25 protein-coding genes are annotated in these 21,426 nt (G+C 67.8%); 15 read left to right on the forward strand and 10 right to left on the reverse strand.

Annotation, left to right across the window (positions count from 1 at the left end; all coding sequences use genetic code 11):
- Window positions 1–55: 55 nt before the first annotated feature.
- Window positions 56–472, reverse strand: a complete 417-nt coding sequence (locus ABIC35_RS07215; protein WP_354278367.1) for a DUF2946 family protein — start codon at window positions 470–472, stop codon at window positions 56–58.
- Between the two features lie 54 nt (window positions 473–526).
- Window positions 527–1,177 (reverse strand): TetR/AcrR family transcriptional regulator, encoded by a 651-nt coding sequence (locus ABIC35_RS07220; protein WP_121077920.1) that lies wholly within the window; start codon window positions 1,175–1,177, stop codon window positions 527–529.
- A gap of 77 nt (window positions 1,178–1,254) precedes the next feature.
- Here ABIC35_RS07220 and ABIC35_RS07225 point away from each other — a divergent pair, with 77 nt between their 5' ends.
- A complete protein-coding gene (locus ABIC35_RS07225; RefSeq protein WP_121077922.1) occupies window positions 1,255–2,376 on the forward strand; it encodes an FAD-dependent monooxygenase in 1,122 nt (373 codons plus the stop codon).
- 11 nt (window positions 2,377–2,387) lie between these two features.
- On the opposite strand, the gene ABIC35_RS07230 is transcribed toward ABIC35_RS07225, so the two are convergent.
- Complete coding sequence (locus ABIC35_RS07230) at window positions 2,388–4,010, reverse strand: glutamate--tRNA ligase (protein WP_121077924.1); 1,623 nt, start codon at window positions 4,008–4,010, stop codon at window positions 2,388–2,390.
- A gap of 326 nt (window positions 4,011–4,336) precedes the next feature.
- On the opposite strand from ABIC35_RS07230, the gene ABIC35_RS07235 reads away from it, so the two are divergent.
- On the forward strand, window positions 4,337–6,130 hold the full coding sequence (locus ABIC35_RS07235; protein ID WP_121077925.1) for a DUF885 domain-containing protein: 1,794 nt from the start codon (window positions 4,337–4,339) through the stop codon (window positions 6,128–6,130).
- Window positions 6,131–6,235: 105 nt separating this feature from the next.
- Here the strand turns inward: ABIC35_RS07235 and ABIC35_RS07240 are convergent, their stop codons facing one another.
- Window positions 6,236–6,688, reverse strand: coding sequence for a DoxX family protein (locus tag ABIC35_RS07240; RefSeq protein WP_121077927.1), 453 nt, complete (start codon window positions 6,686–6,688; stop codon window positions 6,236–6,238).
- 55 nt (window positions 6,689–6,743) lie between these two features.
- The gene (locus ABIC35_RS07245; protein ID WP_121077929.1) at window positions 6,744–7,007 is read right to left on the reverse strand and encodes a BufA1 family periplasmic bufferin-type metallophore; all 264 of its coding nucleotides are present in this window, start codon (window positions 7,005–7,007) and stop codon (window positions 6,744–6,746) included.
- Between the two features lie 253 nt (window positions 7,008–7,260).
- Here ABIC35_RS07245 and ABIC35_RS07250 point away from each other — a divergent pair, with 253 nt between their 5' ends.
- The 9 genes from ABIC35_RS07250 (at window position 7,261) to ABIC35_RS07290 (ending at window position 14,166) form a co-directional block, all read left to right on the forward strand.
- The gene (locus tag ABIC35_RS07250) at window positions 7,261–7,761 is read left to right on the forward strand and encodes a sigma-70 family RNA polymerase sigma factor (protein WP_425338763.1); all 501 of its coding nucleotides are present in this window, start codon (window positions 7,261–7,263) and stop codon (window positions 7,759–7,761) included.
- The gene (locus ABIC35_RS07255; protein ID WP_121077933.1) at window positions 7,758–8,423 is read left to right on the forward strand and encodes a DUF1109 domain-containing protein; all 666 of its coding nucleotides are present in this window, start codon (window positions 7,758–7,760) and stop codon (window positions 8,421–8,423) included. Before ABIC35_RS07250 ends, ABIC35_RS07255 begins: the two co-directional genes overlap by 4 nt.
- Window positions 8,424–8,498: 75 nt before the next feature.
- Window positions 8,499–8,759 (forward strand): BufA2 family periplasmic bufferin-type metallophore, encoded by a 261-nt coding sequence (gene bufA2 / locus ABIC35_RS07260; protein WP_121077935.1) that lies wholly within the window; start codon window positions 8,499–8,501, stop codon window positions 8,757–8,759.
- A 56-nt stretch (window positions 8,760–8,815) separates the two neighbouring features.
- Window positions 8,816–9,643 (forward strand): MNIO family bufferin maturase, encoded by an 828-nt coding sequence (bufB, locus tag ABIC35_RS07265; RefSeq protein WP_121077937.1) that lies wholly within the window; start codon window positions 8,816–8,818, stop codon window positions 9,641–9,643.
- Complete coding sequence (locus tag ABIC35_RS07270; protein ID WP_121077939.1) at window positions 9,640–10,380, forward strand: HvfC/BufC family peptide modification chaperone; 741 nt, start codon at window positions 9,640–9,642, stop codon at window positions 10,378–10,380. Before bufB ends, ABIC35_RS07270 begins: the two co-directional genes overlap by 4 nt.
- A gap of 51 nt (window positions 10,381–10,431) precedes the next feature.
- Window positions 10,432–11,367 carry an alpha/beta fold hydrolase gene (locus tag ABIC35_RS07275; protein ID WP_121077941.1) on the forward strand — a complete coding sequence of 312 codons (936 nt, stop codon included), beginning with the start codon at window positions 10,432–10,434 and terminating at the stop codon, window positions 11,365–11,367.
- A gap of 127 nt (window positions 11,368–11,494) precedes the next feature.
- Window positions 11,495–12,061, forward strand: a complete 567-nt coding sequence (locus ABIC35_RS07280) for a carboxymuconolactone decarboxylase family protein (protein WP_121077943.1) — start codon at window positions 11,495–11,497, stop codon at window positions 12,059–12,061.
- A gap of 60 nt (window positions 12,062–12,121) precedes the next feature.
- Complete coding sequence (locus ABIC35_RS07285; protein ID WP_354278368.1) at window positions 12,122–13,111, forward strand: alpha/beta fold hydrolase; 990 nt, start codon at window positions 12,122–12,124, stop codon at window positions 13,109–13,111.
- 80 nt (window positions 13,112–13,191) lie between these two features.
- Window positions 13,192–14,166, forward strand: a complete 975-nt coding sequence (locus ABIC35_RS07290; RefSeq protein WP_121077947.1) for an alpha/beta fold hydrolase — start codon at window positions 13,192–13,194, stop codon at window positions 14,164–14,166.
- A gap of 45 nt (window positions 14,167–14,211) precedes the next feature.
- Here the strand turns inward: ABIC35_RS07290 and ABIC35_RS07295 are convergent, their stop codons facing one another.
- The gene (locus ABIC35_RS07295) at window positions 14,212–14,901 is read right to left on the reverse strand and encodes an SDR family NAD(P)-dependent oxidoreductase (protein ID WP_121077949.1); all 690 of its coding nucleotides are present in this window, start codon (window positions 14,899–14,901) and stop codon (window positions 14,212–14,214) included.
- A 98-nt stretch (window positions 14,902–14,999) separates the two neighbouring features.
- Between ABIC35_RS07295 and ABIC35_RS07300 the strand changes: the two genes are divergently transcribed.
- On the forward strand, window positions 15,000–15,914 hold the full coding sequence (locus ABIC35_RS07300) for a LysR family transcriptional regulator (protein ID WP_121077950.1): 915 nt from the start codon (window positions 15,000–15,002) through the stop codon (window positions 15,912–15,914).
- Window positions 15,915–15,936: 22 nt separating this feature from the next.
- Here the strand turns inward: ABIC35_RS07300 and ABIC35_RS07305 are convergent, their stop codons facing one another.
- From ABIC35_RS07305 to ABIC35_RS07315, 3 genes are all read right to left on the reverse strand, one after another.
- A complete protein-coding gene (locus tag ABIC35_RS07305; protein ID WP_121077952.1) occupies window positions 15,937–16,653 on the reverse strand; it encodes an SDR family oxidoreductase in 717 nt (238 codons plus the stop codon).
- A gap of 48 nt (window positions 16,654–16,701) precedes the next feature.
- Complete coding sequence (locus tag ABIC35_RS07310; RefSeq protein ID WP_121077954.1) at window positions 16,702–17,376, reverse strand: peroxiredoxin-like family protein; 675 nt, start codon at window positions 17,374–17,376, stop codon at window positions 16,702–16,704.
- Between the two features lie 119 nt (window positions 17,377–17,495).
- Window positions 17,496–18,392, reverse strand: coding sequence for a LysR family transcriptional regulator (locus ABIC35_RS07315; protein ID WP_121077956.1), 897 nt, complete (start codon window positions 18,390–18,392; stop codon window positions 17,496–17,498).
- A 115-nt stretch (window positions 18,393–18,507) separates the two neighbouring features.
- Here ABIC35_RS07315 and ABIC35_RS07320 point away from each other — a divergent pair, with 115 nt between their 5' ends.
- From ABIC35_RS07320 to ABIC35_RS07330, 3 genes are read left to right on the forward strand one after another with little or no spacing between them, the layout of a single operon-like run.
- Window positions 18,508–18,663 (forward strand): hypothetical protein, encoded by a 156-nt coding sequence (locus ABIC35_RS07320; protein WP_183049412.1) that lies wholly within the window; start codon window positions 18,508–18,510, stop codon window positions 18,661–18,663.
- Window positions 18,656–19,276 carry a glutathione S-transferase family protein gene (locus ABIC35_RS07325; RefSeq protein ID WP_121077958.1) on the forward strand — a complete coding sequence of 207 codons (621 nt, stop codon included), beginning with the start codon at window positions 18,656–18,658 and terminating at the stop codon, window positions 19,274–19,276. The genes ABIC35_RS07320 and ABIC35_RS07325 overlap by 8 nt, the downstream gene beginning before the upstream one ends.
- 23 nt (window positions 19,277–19,299) lie before the next feature.
- On the forward strand, window positions 19,300–20,397 hold the full coding sequence (locus ABIC35_RS07330) for an alkene reductase (RefSeq protein ID WP_121077960.1): 1,098 nt from the start codon (window positions 19,300–19,302) through the stop codon (window positions 20,395–20,397).
- A gap of 53 nt (window positions 20,398–20,450) precedes the next feature.
- Here ABIC35_RS07330 and ABIC35_RS07335 read toward each other — a convergent pair whose 3' ends face one another.
- The gene (locus tag ABIC35_RS07335) at window positions 20,451–21,332 is read right to left on the reverse strand and encodes a LysR family transcriptional regulator (RefSeq protein WP_354278369.1); all 882 of its coding nucleotides are present in this window, start codon (window positions 21,330–21,332) and stop codon (window positions 20,451–20,453) included.
- Window positions 21,333–21,426: the final 94 nt, after the last annotated feature.

Consider the following 21,426-nt stretch of genomic DNA (forward strand, 5'->3'; position numbering starts at 1 on the left):
CTGATCCGGGTGCGCACGCGCGACAACGCGAACGCATGAAAGGGCAATCGGGGGATCAGGCCGCGCTTGGTGGACCTCGTAACGGTGGTCGGAGATAGACGCGGACGATCCGTGGCAGAATCGTCGCGGTACGGGTCGCGCGTTCGAGGACGAAGGCGATCGCCAGCGCCAGCAGCATCGGGTCGACCGCGGGGAGGCCAGCCATTGCCAGACCGGCGAACGCGCAGGGCATCTCCGCCTTGGGCTGGTGCTCGTCGGGGGCCGAAGGGTGTTCCTTCATCGGCATTGCCATAGGCATGGACATCGCCATCGGCGTCGGCCCGTATCCCGAGCAGAAACCCAGCACGATCGTATCACCGGACTGCATTGGCATGAACCCGGCCGGCAGCACCGCCTTCATCAACAGCGCGGCCGCGATCAGCCAGCCGCACAGCAGGCGATGCTCGAGCAGGAGGCGGCGCAGGACGGACACGGGCATTGTGCCTACCCGGCCGGGCCCGGGTTGTCGAACGGTTCTACGTGAGGGCTAGGCAGCCCCCGCATAAGCGGACCCGGCCAGCGCCGCCTCTACCCCGGCCATGCCCTTGTCGATCAGCGCCAGGAAGCGGCGGTTCGCAGCGTCGAGGTCGTCTTTTTCAGCGAACAGCTTGTGCGCTTCCATGAACGCGACGGTCCAAGCCGCGGCGATCAGCCCGGCGGCGAGATGTGCATCGGGATCGTCCTTCGGAGCGGCCGCATCCTCTACCAGCGCCGCCGCCAGCAATTGCACGAACTCGTCGCGCATCTGCCGCGCCCGCGCCTTCAGCGCCTCGCTGGCCAACGCGGTCTGGACGAAGCGGCAGGTGCCGTCGAACAGCGGGAAGGTCGGATCGGGCGTGTCGATCAGCCGATGCGCCAGCGCGCGGAGCGCCTGTATAGGAGAAGTCGCCCGATCCCGCGCGCGAAGGGCAGTCAAGGCGGCGTCGCGGATGGCGTCCTCGCGATCGAAGAACAGGTCCTCCTTGCGCGGGAAGTGGTTGAACACCGTCATCCGGCCGACGTCCGCCGCCTGGGCGATCTCGTCGATCGTCACCCCGTCGAAGCCGCGCTCGAAGAACAGCCGCGTCGCAACGTCGGAGATTGCCTGGCGGGTCATCTGCCGCTTGCGCGTGCGTCGTTCGACGGCGGGATCGGGCATCGCTTGCTTTCTGTACTCAGTATATTTATGTACTAGGTATAGTTCTAACGCCTAGCGAGGTTCTCGTGTCCGATCCAATGCGTGTTTTGATCAGTGGTGCAAGCTTTGCCGGACTCGCGACGGCGTTCTGGATGACCCGTCTGGGCCACCGCGTGACCATCGTCGAGCTGGCGCCCGGCCTCCGTCGCGGCGGCACCCCCGTCGACATCATGGGCGAGACGATCGACATTCTCCGCCGCATGGGCCTACTCGACGCCGTGATGGCAAAGGCGCTCCCGCCGCGGGGCTTCGAGTTCAAGGACGAGGACGATACGACGCTTGGCGGCTTCCCGGCGGCAGCGGACGACCGGGATCCGGCCCAGGCGCGGTACGAGATCCATCGCGACGATCTGCTCGACATCCTGTTCGCGGCAGTCGACGCCACGGTCGACCTGCGGTTCGGCCGCTCGATTCGCCAGCTGTCGGAAGGTTCGGCGGCGGTAACGGTCGCCTTTGACGACGGCGTGGCGGAAGACTACGCGCTCGTCCTCGGCTGCGACGGCAACCGCTCCAACACCCGCGCACTGGCGTTCGACGATGCGGAAACCGCGTCCTACTTCATGGGCGGCTATTTCTACCTGCGCGTGGTGCCCGAAACCGGGCTGCTGCCGGGCGACACCTCGCAACTGTTCAGCGTGCCCGGCAAGGGCGCGATGCTCAACGGTTATCACGACCGCACCGATATCTGCCTCGCCTTCCGCGCCGACCAGCCGATCGCCCATGACTTCCGCGACAAGGCAGCACAGCGCCAGCTGATCCACCAGCAGTTCGACGGCCTAGGCTGGAAGGTGCCGGCAATGCTCGCCCATGTCGATGCCGAGGGCGATTTCTATTTCGATCAGGCCAACCAGATCCGGATGCAGCGCTGGTCGAAGGGCAGGATCGCGCTGGTCGGCGACGCGGGGTACTGCGTCTCGCCGGTGGCGGGTATGGGCGGATCGATGGCACTGATCGGCGCGGCGCATCTGGCCGATGCGCTCGCCCAATACCCGGGCGACCATGTTGCCGCCTTCCAGGCCTATGAAACCGGCCTCCGCCCGTTCGTGGAGGAGGTCCAGGAACGGGCGGCGACGACCGGCATGTCGATGTTGTTCCCCGCCGACGACGCCGAACTGGCAGCGCGCAACCGCCAGCTACGCGACGGAACGATCGCCCTGTAGCGGGCGGGGGCTCAGCCCCTGCCCTCGATCCATGCCGCGGCGTCGGACAAGCGGGCACGCACCCGCTCCGGCCCCATCACCGACATCACCTCGAACAGATCGGGCGTGTTGGGCTTGCCGGCCAGCGCGAGGCGTAGAACTCCGGCAATTGCACTGAACTGGCCCTGATAGCGCTCCGGCTCGGCCTTGTAGGCCTTGCCGTTCGCCGCATAGCCATGCTTCTCGCCGATGGCGCGGACCCACTCAAGCCATGCATCGCGATCCACCGCCGGGTCGAACCCCTCCGCCACTTCGCGCAGGATCGCGGCCAGGCCGGGCGCAAGCGCATCCCACAGCGGCTGATTGGCCTCGTCGCGCGGCACGAAGAGGTCGTCGAAGAAATAGCCGGTATCGCTCGGCACGTCGGACCATTTGACGATGTCCTTGCGGGCACGTGCCGCGCCGCGTTCGATGTTCAGGATCGCCCGTACGTAGTCGGCATGGGCCGCCAGCCGCTCGGCGAAGGGCTGGTCGTGGACCTGCGCCCAGGCGAGCGCCGCGTCATAGACCTGCGCCGCGGTCATCGCGCCGATCACCTCGCGGCTGATGCTTGACAGCTTGACCAGATCGAACAGCGCGCCGCTGCGGTTGAGGCGCTCGACCTGGAGCGGGAAGCTCTCCGTATCCGCGGTCGGATTGGCCTTGCGCCAGTCCTCGAACTTGCCGTCGGCGAGGTTGAGCAGATACTCGATCACCGCCTGGCGCGGATAGCCTTCGACCGAATACCAGTCGACCGCCGCTTCCGGGTCGTGCCGCTTGCTGAGCTTGCGGCGCGACGAGCCGACATTCTTCTCGATCGGCGCGATATGCGCATAGCGCGGCCGCTGCCAGCCAAGCAGGTCGAACAGCTGGGCGTGCACCGGATAGGAGGACAGCCACTCGTCGCCGCGGATCACCTCGGTCGTCCCCATCAGGTGATCGTCGACGACATGCGCGAGATGGTAGGTCGGCAGACCGTCCGCCTTGAGCAGCACGATGTCCTGGTTGTTGGCGGGCACGTTGAGCTTGCCGCGGATCAGGTCGGGCAGCTCGACGCGGCCGTTGCCCTCGGCCGCCGGCGCCTTGAGCCGGATGACGAAGCTGCGGCCTTCGGCCAGCGCCGCCTGGACGTCCTCGACGCTGCGGTTCCGCCAGATCGCCCAGCTGCCATAATAGCCCGGCGGGATCTTGCGCAGATTCTGCTCAGTGCGCATCGCCTCGAGCTCCTCGGGCGTGGCGAAGCAGGCATAGGCATGGCCGCGCACGAGCAGGTCGCGGACGACGCTCTGGTAGAGTTCCTGCCGCTCGCTCTGGCGATACGGGCCATAGGCGCCGGTCTCGGTGCCAGCAAGCGAGGGGCCTTCGTCGAACGCGATGCCGAAGTCGTTGAGCGCGCCGAGGATCAGCTCGACCGCGCCGGGCACCTCGCGCTTGCGATCGGTATCCTCGATGCGCAGGTAGAACAGCCCGCCCGACTGATGCGCGGTGCGCTCCGAGATCAGCGACACATACAGGCCGCCGATATGGATGAAGCCAGTCGGGCTCGGGCCGAACCGCGTCACGCGCGCGCCTTCGGGCAGCGAACGCGCCGGATAGCGCTGGTGGATCTCGTCCATCGAGAGCGTGGCCGACGGAGTCAGTACGTCGAGTGGAAGCGCAGTTTCGGAAGTTTGATCGGTGGCAGAGGACACGCGGAAGACTTTCAAGGAATTCGGTTGGGTCGCCCGCACGCTCGCTCAGCGGCCGACGTCGATATGGGCTCCTATCGCCTTCTCTGCCGAACGGGAAGTACCCAGGACGCCGTGTTCCCGCAGCGGGGATTGAGGCTCTCCCCCAACCCGAGCCGATGCGCCGAATATTCGTGCTTGAACCGCAGCTGTGTTTCCCCTTCCTTGCATCAGGACATCATCGCCTTCGTCCCTTCCCTTCCGATGGACCTGCCATGCATCGCACCGCTTCGATCCTCGCGCTTGCCCTCTCCAGCCCTGCGCTCGCTGCCGCGGCGCCACTATCCGCGTCTACCGACCGCGCGTGGATTGCCGCGAGCGATGCCAACACCCGTCTGCTTCTCGAAGCCGAAGGTCAGTTCGATCCGGAGACGATTTCGCAAAATGGCGTCGTGGCGTTCGACGGGCGTGCCAGCGACCTCGGGCCGAAGCTGGAGGCCCGCCGGGCTGCGGCGCTTGCACCGGTGCGCGCCGAGTTCGCCCGCCGTCTCGCCGCCACCGACGACGCGAATGTCCGCCAGGATCTGGCCATCCTGATCGGTGCGATCGACCAGCAGCTCGAGCGCGACCGGCTGAACCGCCGCCACTTCCTCGCCTGGACCGATGCGCCGGCGGCGATCTTCGAGGGCATCAAGGGCCTGCTCGACGAGCAGGTAGCGCCTGCCCGTCGCGCCGAGGCCGTGGAGCTGCTGCGCCGCTATGTCGGCGACTGGCCGGGCACGACGCCGCTGGTCGATCAGGCACGTGCCCGCTTCGAGGAAACCCGCGCGCCCGGCCTGCTCGGCCCCACGCGCGTCACGCTCGATCGCGCGCTCGCCAACGCCGAGACCTACGCCAAGGGCATCCGCGACATGTTCAAGGAATATAAGATCACCGGGGCCGAGCGCGCGCTGGCCAAGCTCGATGCGCAGATCGCCGCCTATACGGCGTGGGAACGGGCGACGGTGCGCCCCCTCGCCCGGGAGGACTTCCACCTGCCCGCCGAGGTCTATGCCTTTCAGCTCAAGGAGCGGGGCATCGACATCGCGCCCGACGCGCTGATCCGCCAGGCGCAGATCGAATATGCCGAGACGCGGGCGGCGATGATCGCGCTCGCACCCCGCGTCGCTAAAGAAAAGGGGTGGAGCCAGACCGACTATCGCGACGTCATTCGCCGGATCAAGCAGGCGCCGGTGCCCGACGACCAGCTCGAGGCAAGCTATGCCGAGGTGATCCGCACCAACGAGTCGGTGATCCGCCGCGAACACATCGTCGACCTGCCCAGCCGACCGATGGAGATGCGGCTTGCCAGCGCGGCGGAGTCCGCCGCCAGCCCCGCCCCGCACATGCAGCCGCCGCCGATGGTGGGCAACAAGGGCGAGCACGGCGTGTTCGTGCTGCCGGTCGGCGTCGGCGGCAATGATCCCAAGTCAGCCTATGACGATTTCAATTCCCGTGCGGTGCAATGGACGGTCGCCGCGCATGAGGGGCGCCCCGGGCACGAGCTGCAATTCTCCGCGATGGTCGAGCGCGGCGTCTCACAGGCGCGCTCGCTCTATGCCTTCAACAGCGTCAATGTCGAAGGCTGGGCGCTCTATGCCGAGGCGGAGGCCCTGCCCTACCACCCCCTCGACGGGCAATTGATGGCGCTGCAGGCGCGGCTGCTGCGCGCGGCGCGGGCGATGCTCGATCCGATGCTGAACTTGAACCGGATCTCGCTCGACGAGGCGCGCCGCATTCTCACGGAGGAGGTTGTGCAGTCGCCAGCGATGGCGCGGCAGGAAATCGAGCGCTACACCGCGCGCGCGCCGGGCCAGGCGGGCAGCTATTTCTACGGCTATACCCGCCTGCTACAGCTGCGCGTCGAGACCGAGTTCGCGCTGGGATCGCGCTTCGATCGCCTCGCCTTCAACAATTTCGTGATCGGCCTGGGCCTGTTGCCCCCCGATCTCGTCGCCAAGGCGGTGCGGGAGGATTTCGTGCCTGCGATGCGCGGCGACGCGCCCGCGGCCAGCAACCAGATCAAATAGGCTGCAACTTCCCAATTCGTAGCAGGACGGTAGCAATCTGCCGCGATACCGAATCGGCCCTTTGGGCTGCGAAAGAAGCTGGGGCAGCGTCGCCGCCGCGCCCTTCTATGTATCCTGCCCGTCCAGCCCGATCAGGCGATCCAGCGACCACGCCCCCGGCCCGGCGGCGATGAGTGGGAGCAGCAGCCCGGCCCAGCTGAGATGCGTCGGCCAAGCATCGGGATAGACGAACACTTCGATCACCGTCGTCATGCCCAGCAGCGCCAGCGCGGCAGGCCGGGTGAAGAGGCCGAGCACGAGCAGGATCGGAAAGAGATGCTCCGAATAGGTTGCGAGATGCGCGGCGAGCACCGGCGGCGCAAAGGGCAGCGCATAATCGGTTCGGAACAGCTCGTAGGCGGAATCGGTAATCGTCAGCCAGCCCTCCACCTTGGTGCGGCCGGACAGAAAGAAGATCGCCGCGATGCCGACACGCGCGACAAGCAGCAGGAACGAGGGCGGCAATATCCGCGCCGCAAGGGCGCAGGCGCTGGCGTAGAGGGCGGCGAAAGATCGCATGGCGAACTCCGGAATGTGGGAGGATGCCCGGCCGGTCTCGCGGCCGGGCACGGGATCACGCCTTGGGCGTCAGCGAGCCATTGCCCTTCGGGGTCTTGATCGAGGTGCAGGTGCCGGCCTTGACCAGCTTCCAGGCGTTGCCCTGGTAGTTCTTCGTGGCAGTACCGGCGCAGCTGGTGCCGGCACCCGCCTTGCAGTCGTTCTTGCCGGCAAGTGCCACGCCGTAGCATTTCTCCATCTTGGGCTGCTGGGCCTGGGCGGCGGTGGCGGCGATGCCGAGGGCGAGGGTCGCGGCGAGCGCGGCGGACGTCTTGATCATGGGGATACTCCGTTGAAGGGGGCCTCTCGCGCGGCGACCCGCAGGGGGGCATGGCCGCCGCGCGGTGACCCCGGGGAAGGCGGAGGCGCCGGGTCACCTGCTGCCGTACGCCGCGGGTAAAAGCGCGGTTACAGATCCGCTCTGCCCCCTGCGATTTCTTTTCTGCGCCGCTGCTGTAACCTCCCGCCATTCGCCCACGTACGCCCGACCAGGAGTGGGAATGCGGCACAGCGAAGCAGAGTTACGAGCGTGGATGACAGCAGGACTGGACGGCGACGCCGCCGCCCATGCGGCATTGCTGCGCGCGCTGGTGCCGCTGCTACGCAGCTTCTTTCGCCGGCGGATGCGGGGGGATGAGGATATCGAGGATCTGGTGCAGGAAACGCTGATTGCCATTCACACCAAGCGCGGCACCTATGACCGCGATCGACCGTTCACCGCCTGGCTCTATGCCGTCGCCCGCTATCGGCTGATCGACCATCTCCGACGGCGCCGCGTTTCGGTGCCGATCGAGGAGGTCGAGGCGATCCTGATCACCGAAGGCTTCGAGGAGGCGGTGACCGCGCGCGTCGATGTCGATCGGCTGCTTTCCGGCCTTTCGGACAAGCAGGCCCGCGCGATCCGCGACACGCATCTGGAGGGCCTGAGTGTCGCCGAAGCGGCCGAGGGCGCGCGGATCGGCCAGTCCGACGTCAAGGTATCGGTGCATCGCGGGCTCAAGGCGCTCGCCGCGCGGCTGCGGGGGCACGAATGATGGCACCCGACCCCGACACCAACAGCACCGAGCGGCTGATTGCCGCGCTGTCCGCCGACGTGCCGCCCATCCCGCCGCGCTTCATCGGGCGCCGCATCGCGCTCGGCATCGCGGGCGGCGGGGTGGTGAGCATCGGGCTGGTCTTTGCCCTTTTTGGCATGCGGCCGGACTTTCCGCAGGCGATGTTCGGCTTCTCCTTCTGGATGAAATGGGCCTACACGCTGTCGCTCGGGCTGATCGCGGTCGCGGCGACGGTGCGGCTGGCACGGCCGGAGGGCGGATCGCTGCGCATGCTGTGGCCGCTGGCGCTGCCGATCCTGCTGCTCGCGGCGCTCGCCATCGAGGAAATGTCGCGCACGCCGATGCGCGACTGGCTGTCGATGTGGCTGGGCGGCAGCTGGAACCGCTGCCCGTGGCGCGTGCTGCTGCTCGCGGTGCCGATCTTCATTGGCCTGCTCTGGTCGTTCCGCAAGCTGGCGCCGACCAATCTGCGCGCGGCGGGCGCCGCCGCGGGGCTGGCCGCGGGGGCCTGGGCCGCCACCATCTACTGCCTGCACTGCGACGAATATGCCGCGGTGTTCGTGCTGACCTGGTACAGCCTGGGCATCCTGCTGGCGACCGGACTGGGGGCGTTGCTGGGACCGCGCGTCCTGCGGTGGTGAGCGTGTAACCGGCCGTGGCGCCGGCCCGTAGATGGAAGGCCGATCCGGCACCAATCCATTCAAGGGAAACACTTCATGATCACCCTCCAGACCGGCGCCAGCATCGCCGCCACCGCCGCTCTCGTCGCGCTCTCGGGCGTCAGCGTCGCCGCTCCGGTCGCCTCGGCCGGCAAGGTCGTCCACTGCTACGGCATCAACAGCTGCAAGGGCACGTCGGACTGCAAGTCCGGCAACCATGACTGCAAGGGCCAGAACGAGTGCAAGGGCCAGGGCTTCAAGGCGGTTTCCGCCAAGGCCTGCAAGGCAGCGGGCGGCAGCCTCACCGAGCCGAAGTGACGCGCCCGGCGGCCCGGCCTCCTCGCCGGGCCGCCCCGTTTTGAAGGAGGAAGGGCATGGCCCATCCGCATCTTTTCGGCCTGGGGCTGCGCAAGCCGCATTATGCCGATTTCCTGGAGGCCGCAGCGCCGGTCCCGGTCGACTTCGTCGAAGTCATCTCCGAAAATTTCATGGTCCCAGGCGGCCGCCCGCGCGACATCCTGCGCCGGGTGCGCGAGCGCCATCCGGTGGCGCTGCACGGCGTGTCGATGTCGGTCGGCTCCGCCGACGGCCTGGACCGTGACTATCTGCAGCGCCTTCGCGCGCTGGTCGACGCGGTCGAGCCGCTGTTCGTATCGGACCATCTCTGCTGGACGCGCTTCGGCGACTTCCAGTCGCACGACCTGCTCCCCTTGCCCTATACCGAGGAAGCGTTGCGCACCGTCTGCGACAATGTCGATGCAGCGCAGACGGCGCTTGGCCGCACCATGCTGATCGAGAACCCGTCGAGCTATATCGCCTTCGACGGCGCCGACATGACCGAATGGGCATTCCTCGACGCGCTGTGCGCCCGCACCGGCTGCGAACTGCTGCTCGACGTCAACAACATCTTCGTCAGCGCGACCAATCACGGGTTCGACGCGCATGCCTATCTGGCCGGCATTCCCGCCGCGCGCGTGCGGCAGATCCACCTTGCCGGGCACAGCCGCGGCGAGACCCTGCTGATCGACACCCATGACCGACCGGTGCCCGATCCCGTCTGGGCGCTCTATGCCGAGGCGTTGGAGCGCGTCGGGCCGGTGGCGACGATGATCGAGCGCGACGACGCCATTCCTCCGCTCGCCGAGCTGCTCGCCGAACTCGATCACGCCCGGGCCATCGCGGCGCTTGGGGTGGCGGCATGAGGCTGGCGGCCCTCCAGGCGGATTTCGGCCGCTGGCTGCAGGCCGAGTGCCCGGATGCGGCGACGCGGCTGGGCGACGGTCCGGGTCTGGATGTCTATCTCAACAACTATCGCAGCCAGCTGGTCGCCGCGCTCGAGAGCAGCTTCCCGCAGCTGCAGCGCTGGCTGGGCGAGACCGCCTTCCTCGCCGCCGCCGCGCAGCATATCGACGCCTCACCACCCTACGCCTGGACGCTCGACGCTTATGGCGCGGACTTTCCGGACACCATCGCGGCGCTTTACCCCGACGATCCCGAAGGCGCCGAACTGGCGCGGATCGAATGGGCGCTGGCGGCGGCGTTCACCACGCCCGACATTGCCCCTCTCACCGTGGAAGCGCTCGGCACCGTAGAATGGGAGACGGCGCGCTTCGCCTTCGTTCCCAACCTCGCCATGCTGCCCGTAACGACCAATGCCGCGGCCCTGTGGCAATCGCTTGTCGACGGCACCGTTCCGCCCGCCGCCCAGCGCCTGCCCGCGCCTGGCGCCGTGCTCCTCTGGCGCGACGGCTTCAACCCCAGCTTCCGCACGATCGAGCAAGCCGAGGCGACGGCGATCCTGCAGCTGGAGGCGGGCATGCGCTTCGGCGCGCTCTGCGCTGCCCTTGCCGAGGAGCATGGCGAAGCGGCCAGCGCCGCCATCGTCGGCGGCTGGCTGGGGGCGTGGCTTCGCGACGGACTCCTCGCCGCGCTCCATTGACCGCCCTGTCGATCGGCGACCTGCGCAACTCCACAAATTTCGGAGGCTTCCATGTTCCAGCAGCTTGCGGCCCTCGCCCTCAGCGCTACCACGCCGGCGTTGCCCGCGCCGCCCCTGCCATCCACCTCAGCGACGACCAGCTTCCACAAGGTGCAGGTCGACGGGATCGGGATCTTCTACCGGGAGGCGGGGCCGCGGGACGCACCGACGATCGTTCTGCTCCACGGCTTTCCGTCCTCGTCGCGCGAATTCGACAGCCTGATCCCGCTGCTGGCGACGCGCTATCACCTGATCGCGCCGGACTATCCGGGCTTCGGCCAGAGCGACACGCCGCCGCCCGACACCTATCGCTACAGCTTCGATCACCTTGCCCAAACGACCGGCAAGCTGCTCGACCAGCTCGGGATCCGTCGCTACGCGTTGTATCTGCACGATTACGGCGCGCCGGTCGGCTACCGCATGATCCTCGCGCATCCCGAACGGCTCCAGGCGCTGATCGTCCAGAACGGCAATGCCTATCGCGAGGGCCTCGGCCCGAAATGGGCGAAGATCGCCGACTATTGGGCGGCACCGGCCGAGCATCCGGAGGTGGTGGATGCCTTCCTGTCTTTCGAGGCCACGAAGCAGCGCCACCTTGCCGGCACCCGCCATCCGGAACGCTATGACCCCGACAGCTGGACCGACGAATTCGCGCATCTCGCCCAGCCGGGTCAGCGCGCCATCCAGGCGGCGCTGCTCTACGACTATCGCACCAACGCCGCCGCCTATCCCGCCTGGCAGGCGTGGCTCCGCACGCATCGGCCGCCGACGCTGGTCGCCTGGGGCGCCAACGATCCGTCCTTCGTCGCCGCCGGTGCCGAAGCCTATCGGCGCGACCTGCCCGATGCGGAGATCCACCTGCTCGACGCCGGCCATTTCGCGCTCGATGAAGCCACCGATGCCATCGCGCAGCGGATCCTCAATTTCCTCGCGCGCCATCCCGGCTGAGCCCAACCAGCCGCCACCCCATTCTCGGCAGGCATAGGCATTAGTCGGCCAAGCGGTCTTCGTTGCCGCCGTGGGAAGCGGCATTTCCCTGCCTGTCGAAAGCATCACCCCAGGAAAGGAACGACCCATGACCGACTTCACCGCCTACACCGTTGAAACCGCCCCGGCCGCCGCCCGCCCGATCTTCGAAGGCGTCAAGGCAGCCTTCGGCTTCGTCCCCAACCTTCAGGCGTACATGGCGGAGTCGCCCGAGCTGCTCGCCGGCTACACTGCGCTGTGGGACCTGTTCTCGAAGACCAGCCTGACCGCGCATGAGCAGCAGGTCGTCTACCTCACCGCCAATTTCGAGAATGAATGCCATTACTGCATGGCCGGCCACACCACCCTGGCCAAGATGCAGAAGATGGACGCCGGCGTGATCGCCGCGCTCCGCGCCGGCACCCCGCTGCCCGACGCGCGGCTGGAAGCGCTGCACCGCTTCGCCACGCTGGTGGTGCGCAACCGCGGCTGGGTCGACACCGCGGAGGTGGACGCCTTCCTCGCCGCAGGCTTCACCCGCCAGAACGTGCTCGAGGTCGTGCTCGGCGTCGCGACCAAGGTGATGAGCAACTACACCAACCACATCGTCCACACCCCGCTCGACAGCTTCATGCAGGGCAATGAATGGACCAAGCCGGCCGCCCAGGCCGCCTGACCAGCCTTCGACTCCAACACTGCCCGGCCCGCGTTCCATCGACGCGGGCCGGGCTCCGCGTTGCGTCCTCTCCCCAACCCGCGTGACCGCAGCACAGGCCACCGCGAATGCGCGAATACCGGATGCGTCTCTCGCGCTCGCTATCGAAAGAGCGCCATGTCCCATTCCTTCAAGCCCGGCAGTCATACCCTGGTGATTGACGGCATCCCGCAGCATTTCCGGGTCGCGGGGCAAGGCCCCTGCTGCATCGTCCATTTCGGTGGGCCCGGGATAGACTCCGGCTATCTGCGGCTGCCGCTGCTCGAACCGCATCTTACGATGGTCTATCTCGATCCGATCGGCACCGGCGAATCCGGGCGGCTCCCCACCCATCCGATCGGCTATTCGATCGATCGGTTCGCGGACCAGTTGCTCGCCCTGCTGGCCGATGCCGGCACCGAAAGGCCCTACCTGCTCGGCCATTCGCATGGTGCCTTCGTCGTGCTGGAAGCGGCGCTGCGACAGCCCGACGCAATTGCGGGCCTGCTGCTCTATGCGGGCGCCGCCTATACTGGGGAAGACTTCATGGCCTCCGCCGCCGCGCGGATCGACGCGTTTGTGCGACGCCATCAAGGCACGCCGGACGCAGAGAGCGTGCACGCGGCATGGAACGGATTGCGGTCGATGGACAGCGACGACGCCTATACCGCGACGCTCAAAGGTCTGCTGCCCGCCTATTTTTCCGATCCCATGCGGTCTTCGGACACGCTGGCCGCACTGCGCCATGCGCTGCGCGCTACCTTGCTGGTCGGCGATTCACAGCCGTTCGACGTGCGCAACCAGCTGCAGGCCCTGAAGACCGCGACATTGGTGATGGCCGGCCGGGACGATTTCATCCTAGGACCGCACTATGCCGACATTCTCATGGCAGGTCTCCCGAACGCCGCCAGGATAGTGTTCGAAGATAGCGGCCATTTCGCACATCTCGAAGAGCCTGAGGCCTTTGCGACCGCCGTTCGTGACTTCGTGGCACGCGTTGAGCGCGATTATGCACCAATCACGCAACGATGAACTTCGATAATCCCCGATTATCGCCCGATCTGCCTTGAGCGAAAACGCGCCGTCCAGACCATTCGCTCAAGGAGCAGATCATGACCAACGCTCTCGCCTTCGGCGCGCTTGCCGCCGCTCTCGCCTTTGGCACACCCGCTGCGCATGCAGCTGCGCCCGCAAGCCCGGCCACCGTGCAGGCACCTGAAACCGTCGTCCACTATCGCACGGCCAAGGTACAGGGCCTCGACATCTTCTATCGGGAAGCCGGCGCCAAGGACGCGCCGACGGTGCTGCTGCTGCACGGCTTCCCGAGCTCGTCCTTCCAGTATCGCAACCTCATCCCCGCCTTAGCGGCGCGCTACCATGTGATAGCGCCCGACTATCCCGGCTTCGGCCAGTCGAGCGCGCCCGATCACACCCAGTTTGCCTACACCTTCGCGCATCTGACCGACGTGACCGAAGCGCTGCTCGATCAGATCGGCGTGACCAGCTACACGATGTACATCCAGGATTATGGCGCGCCGATCGGCCTGCGGCTTGCGCTGCGCCATCCTGACCGCGTGACCGGCCTGATCGTCCAGAACGGCAACGCCTATCTCGACGGCATCCAAGACTTTTGGAAGCCGGTGCAGGCGCTTTGGGCAGATCCCAGCCCCGCCAATCGCAACGCGCTGCGCAAGGTGGTGACGCCGGAAATCACCAAGTGGCAATATCTGAACGGCGTGTCGGACCCCAGCCGGGTCGATCCGGATACGTGGGGCCATGATCAGGCGCTGCTCGATCGCCCGGGCAATGACGAGATCCAGCTCGACCTGTTCTACGACTATCGCAACAACCTGGCGCTTTATCCGCAATTCCAGGCGTTTTTCCGCACGCGCAAGCCGCCGATGCTGATCGTGTGGGGGGCCAAGGACGAATGCTTCGTCGTCGCTGGCGCCAAGGCCTATCTGCGCGACAACCCCAAGGCCGAGCTGCACCTGATCGACTCCGGCCATTTCGCGCTGGAGGACAAGGCCGACGAAATCGTGCCCCTGATCCAGGACTTTCTGGGACGCACCCTGCCGACCCGCTGACGCTGGAGATCGGCGGCGGCCGCCGAGCCGCCGCCGAACCCGGTCTCACCAGGGAATGCGCCGATTGAACCGGTCGACACAGCGGAGCCCCGGCTTGCCGCGATTGGCCTCGATCATGTCGACCACCAACGGAATGCTCTCCTCGATCGACAGCGCCGCATCGCTGCCGCCCATGTCGGTCCGCACCCATCCCGGCGCGACGAGGAGCAGCACATGCCCGTCGCCCGCATGCTTCGCCGCATAGCCCTTCATCAGCATGTTGAGCGCGGCCTTGCTCGCCGAATAGAGCTGCCAGCCACCCCCGGCATGCTCGATGCTGCCTAGCTCGGACGTCATGACGGCGATAGTGCCGCCCGCGGGCACCAGGTCGCGCAGCAGTTCGGCGGCGCGCACCGGCGAGAAGGCGTTGGTCCGCATCATGTCGAGGAAATCGGCTTCGTCGGCCGTGGCGGGGCTCGCCTCGATCGCGCGGGCGATGCCGGCGTTGACGAACAGCACGTCGAGCCGCCGCCGGTCGAGTCGCGCGCGCAGCGCCCGCACCGCGTCCGCCGCGTTGATGTCGACCTGCTCGATCTCGAGCGCACCGGGGTAGCGACGTGCAAGCGCGTCGAGCCCCTCGGATGCGCCCCGCGCCGTGGCGATCACCCGCCAGCCGCGGCCGAGCCATTCCTCGGCAAGGGCGAGCCCAAGCCCGCGCGACGCGCCGAGAACCAGGGCAGTCGAAGCTTCTGTCATGCGATCCTCCTCAAAAACACCCCATTCCTATGGCCTGGCAACGGCGGCAGGCGTAGCGCCGTTCCGTCCAGACATTCCGGACAAGGAGTCATGGAACCATGGCATATGACGGACGGCTGCTCTCGGGCGTGACCGTGCTGATGGCGGTGGTGGAGGCCGGCACGATGACGCGCGCCGCCGAGGCGCTGGGGCTGACCCAGTCGGGCGTCGGACGCGCCATCCAGCGGCTGGAGACGCGCGTCGGCGTGCGGCTGCTCGACCGGACGACGCGCAGCCTGCGCCTTACCGACGAAGGGCGGCGGTTCTGGGAGCAGGTCGGTCCCCATCTCGAAGGGATCGAACAGGCCGCGCTCGAAGCCGCCGGCAGCAGCCAACGGGTCCGCGGCAGGTTGCGGGTGAATGTCGATCCGTTCTTCTCGCGGCTGGTGCTCGCGCCGGCGCTGACCGCGTTCCTCGCAGCGCACCCCGAGCTGCGGCTGGAGCTGCTGATGCGCGACCATGTCGGCGATCTGGTCGCCGACGGGTTCGACATGGCACTGCGCTTCGGCGAGCCGCCTTCGGCCGGGGTCACCGCGCGCAAGCTGCTGGAGACTCGCATCCTGACCGTGGCCTCGCCCGGCTATCTCGCCGCGCAGGGCCGCCCGGCAGACCCGCGGGAGCTGATCGGCCATGCCTGTATCGACTATCAGGATCCGCGCACCGGCCGCCCTTTCGCCTGGGAATTCAGGCGGGGCGACGTGGTGCTCCCCGTGCGTCAGCCGGCGCGGCTGATGGTCTCGGACGTCGACACGATGATCGGCGCCTGCTGCGAGGGTGCCGGGATCGCGCAGATCCTGGAGCTGGGCAGCGGCGATCTCCTGGAGCGCGGCGCGCTGGTCGAGCTGTTTCCGGACTGGCCGGGCGAGACCTTCCCGCTCTACGCGCTTTACCCCACCCGACAGCATCGCCCGGCCAAGGTGCGCGCGTTCACGGACTGGTGCCTGCAGCTACTCCATCAGCGCACCCGCCCGTGAGTGCAGGCACCACCGTGCTGTTTCAGAATGCCGCCTTGCCGATCGAGGCGCCGCCATCGACGTGGAGCGTCTGCCCGGTAATGAAGCCGGCATCGTCGGACAGCAGGAAGGCGATCGCCGCCGCGATCTCGTCCGGCCAGCCGAGGCGACGCATCGGCACCTGCGCCAGATAGCGCTGCTCGCCGCTGCTGCCCGCCGGATTGTTCTCGCGGAACAACGCAGTCTGGGTCGGCCCGGGCGACACCGCGTTGACGGTGATGCCGGTGGTCGCCAGTTCCAGCGCCCAGCTGCGGCTGAAGCTGGCCAGCGCGGACTTGGCGGCGGCATAGGCGGTGCGCTCGGGCGCGCCGAGCACGGTCAGGCTGGTGATGTTGACCACCCTGCCCCAGCCGCGCTCGATCATCCCCGGCAGCAGTGCCTGCACGGCCTGCAGCGCGGGGTGGAGGTTCACGCGCAGCACCTCGTCCAGCACGGGAAGTTCGACGCCGCCGAGCGGCTGCGGGCGCACCAGCCCGACATTGTTGACGACGCCGTCGAAGCGGAAATGGCCCGTGAGCTCACGCAGCGTCGCCGCGGTCGCCTCCGGATCGGAAAGGTCGGACAGCACCAGCGTGCCCGGAAAGTCCGCGGTCGAGCGGCGTGCGAGGCCGACGGCATGGTGGCCGCTTCGATGCAGGCGCTCGGCGAGCGCCAGGCCGATGCCCTTGCTGGCACCGGTGACGAGGAAGGTACGCGACATGGGGATTGCTCCCGAAGGGCCCGGCCGCAGGCGCGGCCGGGCGGAGGGTCAGGCGGAGAGGGCGACGGCGCGGCGGAGCGCCGGCAGCATGTCCTCGGGCTCGGGGCGGCGGGTATAGTCCGGGTTCACCTCGGCGTAGAGGATCGTGCCGTCCTGGCCGATCACGTAGCGGGCCGGCATCGGCAGGGTCCAGCTGGGATCGCCGTTGAACGACGGCAGGTCGTTCTTCAGGCCCTGGTAGAGCTCGACCAGGTAGTCGGGCAGCGCGAAGCGCAGGCCGAACGCGGCGGCGACGTCGTTATGCGCGTCCGACAGGATCGGGAAGCCCAGCGCGTTCTGGCGCACCGACTTGCGGCTGTTCACCCCAGTCTGCGGCGAGATGGCGACGAGGTTGGCGCCCAGCGCCTGGAATGCGGGCAGCGCTTCCTGCAGCGCCTGCAGCTCCATGTTGCAATAGGGGCACCAGACGCCGCGGTAGAAGCTGACGACCAGCGGCCCCTTGGCAAGCAGCGCTGCCGAGGAGACGGGGTTGCCGTCGGGATCGTTTAGGGTGAAGGCCGGGGCCTTGTCACCCGCCTTGCGCGCCTCGGCTGCAGCACCGCTGGCGATCAGCTCCGCCGTCGCGCGGCGCATTGTCGCGATCACCGAGGGCGGCACATTGTAGGGCGGCTTGCCGGCTTCGAAATCGGCCTTGAAGGCGTCGAGCTTGGCTTGGAGAGTCATGGGCGTAATCCTTGTCCGTAGTGGCAAGGCACAGATGCGCCACCGCGCGCCGCCGGTGCAGCCGCGCCCGGCGACTAACGTCCATTCCGCCGGGGAATGAGCAGCAGTTGCTGCCGGTTCTAGGCAATATCCTGGTGCTGGTCCGCCATGGCCGCCTCGACAAAGGCGGCGAACTGGCGCGCCTTGGCGCTGGCCATGCGGCCGGCCGGGAATACCGCCCAGAGGTCGATCGGCGGCAGCGACCAGTCCGTCAGTACCGGGCGCACGCTGCCGTCGGCAAGTTCGGGCCAGAACATCCAGTCCGACGCGATGGTCAGCCCCATGTCGCTCAGCACCGCGGCGCGCAGCCCTTCCGCTGCGCTCACCCGCACCCGGCTTCGCACCGTCACCGACGCTTCGGTGCCGTCGCGATGGAACGACCAGATGTTGGAAAGCTGGCTGTACAGCACGGTATCGTGTGCGGCGATGTCGGCCGGGCTCTGCGGCGCGCCGGCGCGGGCGAGATAGGCCGGCGTCGCCAGTACCGAACGCCGTCCGGTCGCCAGCTTGCGCGCCACGGCCGAGGAATCGGGCAGCGCCCCCATCCGCAGCGAGACGTCGATGCCCTCGGCGATCAGGTCGATCACGCGATCGTCGAGGATCACGTCGATCTCCAACTCCGGGTGCTGCGCGAGGAAGCGGGGCAGCAGCGGGACGACGTGCAGCCGCGCGAAGGTGGTCGCGGCGGAGACGCGCAGGCAGCCGGACAGGCCCGCCCCCGCCCCCCGCGCAGCGAGCTCGGCCTCGTCGGCTTCCTGGATCGCCAGCTTGGCGCGCTCGTAGAAGCGCTGGCCGGCCTCGGTGGGTGTGAGGCCGTGGGTCGAGCGGATCAGCAGGCTCACCTGCAGCCGGCCCTCCAGCTGCGCGATCGTCTTCGATACCGCAGGCTGCCCCACGTTGAGATGACGCGCAGCCGCCGAGAAGGAGCCGGTCTCCACCACCCGCACGAAGGTGGCCATTGCCTGGTATCGATCCACGTCATTCCTCCTTGGAATGGACGTTATCGCCTGTAGCCCGCTGCCATGTCCATAACAGAAGAGGCATCTGGTCGTCACGCCTTCGGATCGGCCGGAGCGGAAGCGGAGAACGACGATGCTGACATGGCTGATGCGCACCAGCGCCGCCCCCGCGCTGCTCGACGGGCTGCTCGCCTACCAGAGCACCGGCAGCCCGATCCCTGCGCTCGTCGCGGTAGCCGCGCCGCTGCTGCGGGCGCGTTTCAACTCCAAGGAGGACTGCCATGCTTGACGTCTATGCCTTCGCCACGCCCAACAGCATCAAGGTGCCGATCGCACTGGAAGAGCTCGGCCTCGACTATGACCTGCACGCGGTGAACATCCGCAAGGGCGAGCAGAAGCTGCCCGACTTCATCGCGCTCAACCCGAACGCCAAGGTGCCGGTGCTGGTCGACAACGACCTGGTGCTCACCGAGTCCGCCGCGATCCTGGTCTTTCTCGCCGAGAAGACCGGCAAGCTGCTCCCCGCCACGGGCGAGGCCCGGGCACGCGTGTTCGAGCAACTGTTCTTCCACGCCTCCGGCCTGAGCCCCGCCTTCGGCCAATCGGGCTTCTTCCAGCGCCTTGCTGCCGAGCCGCAGCCGCTCGCCATCAAGCGCTTCTCCGGAGAAGCGAAGCGCACCGTCGCCGTGCTCGACGCGGTGCTGGCGACCCGCCGCTTCGTCGCCGGCGACGCCGTCACCATCGCCGACATCGCCCATTTCGGCTGGCTGTGGCGCCGGGAATTCGCCGGGATCGGACTGGACGCAGCTCCCAACCTCGCCCGCTGGTACGCCGAGGTCGAGCAGCGCCCTGCCGTCCAGCGCGCCGTCACCCGCGTCGAGGCGCTGGTGCCGGTTGCCTGAACCATCCTCAAGGAGAAAGTCCCATGCCCAACTTGTTCACGCCGGTCACCGCCGGCGCCCTGACGCTCGGACACCGCGTGGTGATGGCGCCGCTCACCCGGATGCGCGCGGATCCCGGCGATCGCCCCAGCGCGCTGATGCGCGACTATTACACCCAGCGCGCCTCCGCGGGTGGGCTGATCGTCTCCGAGGCGACGCCGATCTCGCGCCAGGGCTATGGCTATGCCGGGGCGCCGGGGATCTATGACGATGCCCAGATCGAGGGCTGGCGGGCGGTGACCGACGCCGTCCATGCCAAGGGCGGGCAGATCGTGCTGCAGCTCTGGCATGTCGGCCGGCAATCGCACCCGGATATCCAGCCAGACGGTGCGGCCCCGGTCGCGCCCTCAGCTATCGCGGCCGAGGGCTATGGCTATGCCACGCACGGCCCGGTCCCGTTCAGCATGCCGCGTGCGCTGGAGCGGGACGAAATCCCGGCGATCATCGCCGAATTCGGTGCGGGCGCGGCGCGGGCCCGAGCCGCCGGCTTCGACGGCGTCGAGATCCATGGCGCCAATGGCTATCTGCCCGATCAATTCCTCCAGGACGGCACCAACCGGCGCACCGACGACTATGGCGGCCCGGTAGAAAACCGCGCACGCTTCCTGCTCAAGGCGACGCAGGCCGCGATCGACGCGTTCGGTGCCGATCGCGTCGGCGTGCGGCTGAGCCCGAGCGGCACCTATGGATCGATGTTCGACAGCGATCCGCAGGCGACGTTCGGCTATGTCGCGCGGAAGCTGGATGCGCTGAGCATCGCCTATCTCCACGTCGTCGAGCCGCGCATCAAGGGCACGGAACTCATCGCCGAAGCCGAACCGGTTGCGGTGCGTCACCTTCGCCCCTTGTTCCGCGGCACGTTGATCGCAGCAGGCGGGTTTGACGGTGCCAGCGCAGAAGCCCTGCTCGCGGCAGGGGATGCCGATGCGGTAGCCTTCGGACGAGCGTTCATCGCCAATCCCGATCTGCCGGAGCGACTGCGGCTGGGCCTGCCGCTCAACGCCTATGACCGAGCGACCTTCTATGGCGGGGATGCCCGCGGCTACACCGACTATCCGTTCCACGATCGGGCGGCGGCATGAACCAGGTGCGCGGGCTGGTACCTCCACAGGCCCGCGCACCCACCCGCCCCGGCTCAGCCGAGAGTGGCGCCACGGAAATACTGCTTCGCCGCGTCGATGAACACGCGGAGGTTGGGAGACGCGGATCGCTGGCCCTGGAACAGCAGGTGCACCGGCACGGGTGGCGGTTCCTGGTCGATCAGCAGCGGCTTCAATCGCCCCGCGGCGATATCGTCCGCTACCTGATAGGAGAGCGCACGCGTGATCCCCATCCCCAGGCATGCCGCCTTGATGGCAGCATCCGCAGTGTTGACGATCAACCGCGGTTCCAGCCGGTGTGCAGGCCGCCCTGACGCGCCGAAGCGCCATTCCCCCGGCGGCCCAGCCAGCCCGTCGAAATGGATCAGCCGGTGCGCGGCCAGCTCGGGGACGCTGCTAGGCTCGCCATGCGCGGCGAGGTAGGCCGGACTCGCGATAACCACCTTGCGGATCTCGCCGACGCGCACGGCGTGGAAGGCGCTGTCCGAGAGGTCGGCGATGCGCACGGCGACGTCGATCCCCTCCTCCACCATCCGCACCACGCGATCGAGCAGCAGCAGGCGGATGTTGAGGTCGGGATTGGCGCGGATCACCGCGTCGATCACCGGCACGATGTGGAGCCGGCCGAACACCATCGGCGCGGTGACGACCAGCGTGCCGTGCGGCTTGGCACCGACGCCGCGCACGTCCCGTTCCGCTGCGTCCAGCTCCGCCAGCGCGGCGCGGCAGCGGGCGATATAGCCCTCACCGGCTTCGGTCAGCCGCACTGAACGGGTCGTACGCATCAATAGGGTGAGGCCCAGCGACTCTTCCAGATCCTTGATGGCGCGGGTCGCGGTCGAGGGGGTCATGTTCAGGCTGCGCGCGGCCTCTGCGAAGCTGCCCCTGTCGGCAACCGCGATGAACGTCCGCAACATCTCCAACCGATCCATAGGGCATCCGTAACCAACAATTCTGGGGGCCCGGAATTATCATCGGGTTTCGCCAGACCTATAGGCCAGGATTGACGAA

It is taken from the genome of Sphingomonas trueperi (assembly GCF_040545965.1).
GTDB classification, from domain to species: domain Bacteria; phylum Pseudomonadota; class Alphaproteobacteria; order Sphingomonadales; family Sphingomonadaceae; genus Sphingomonas; species Sphingomonas trueperi_C.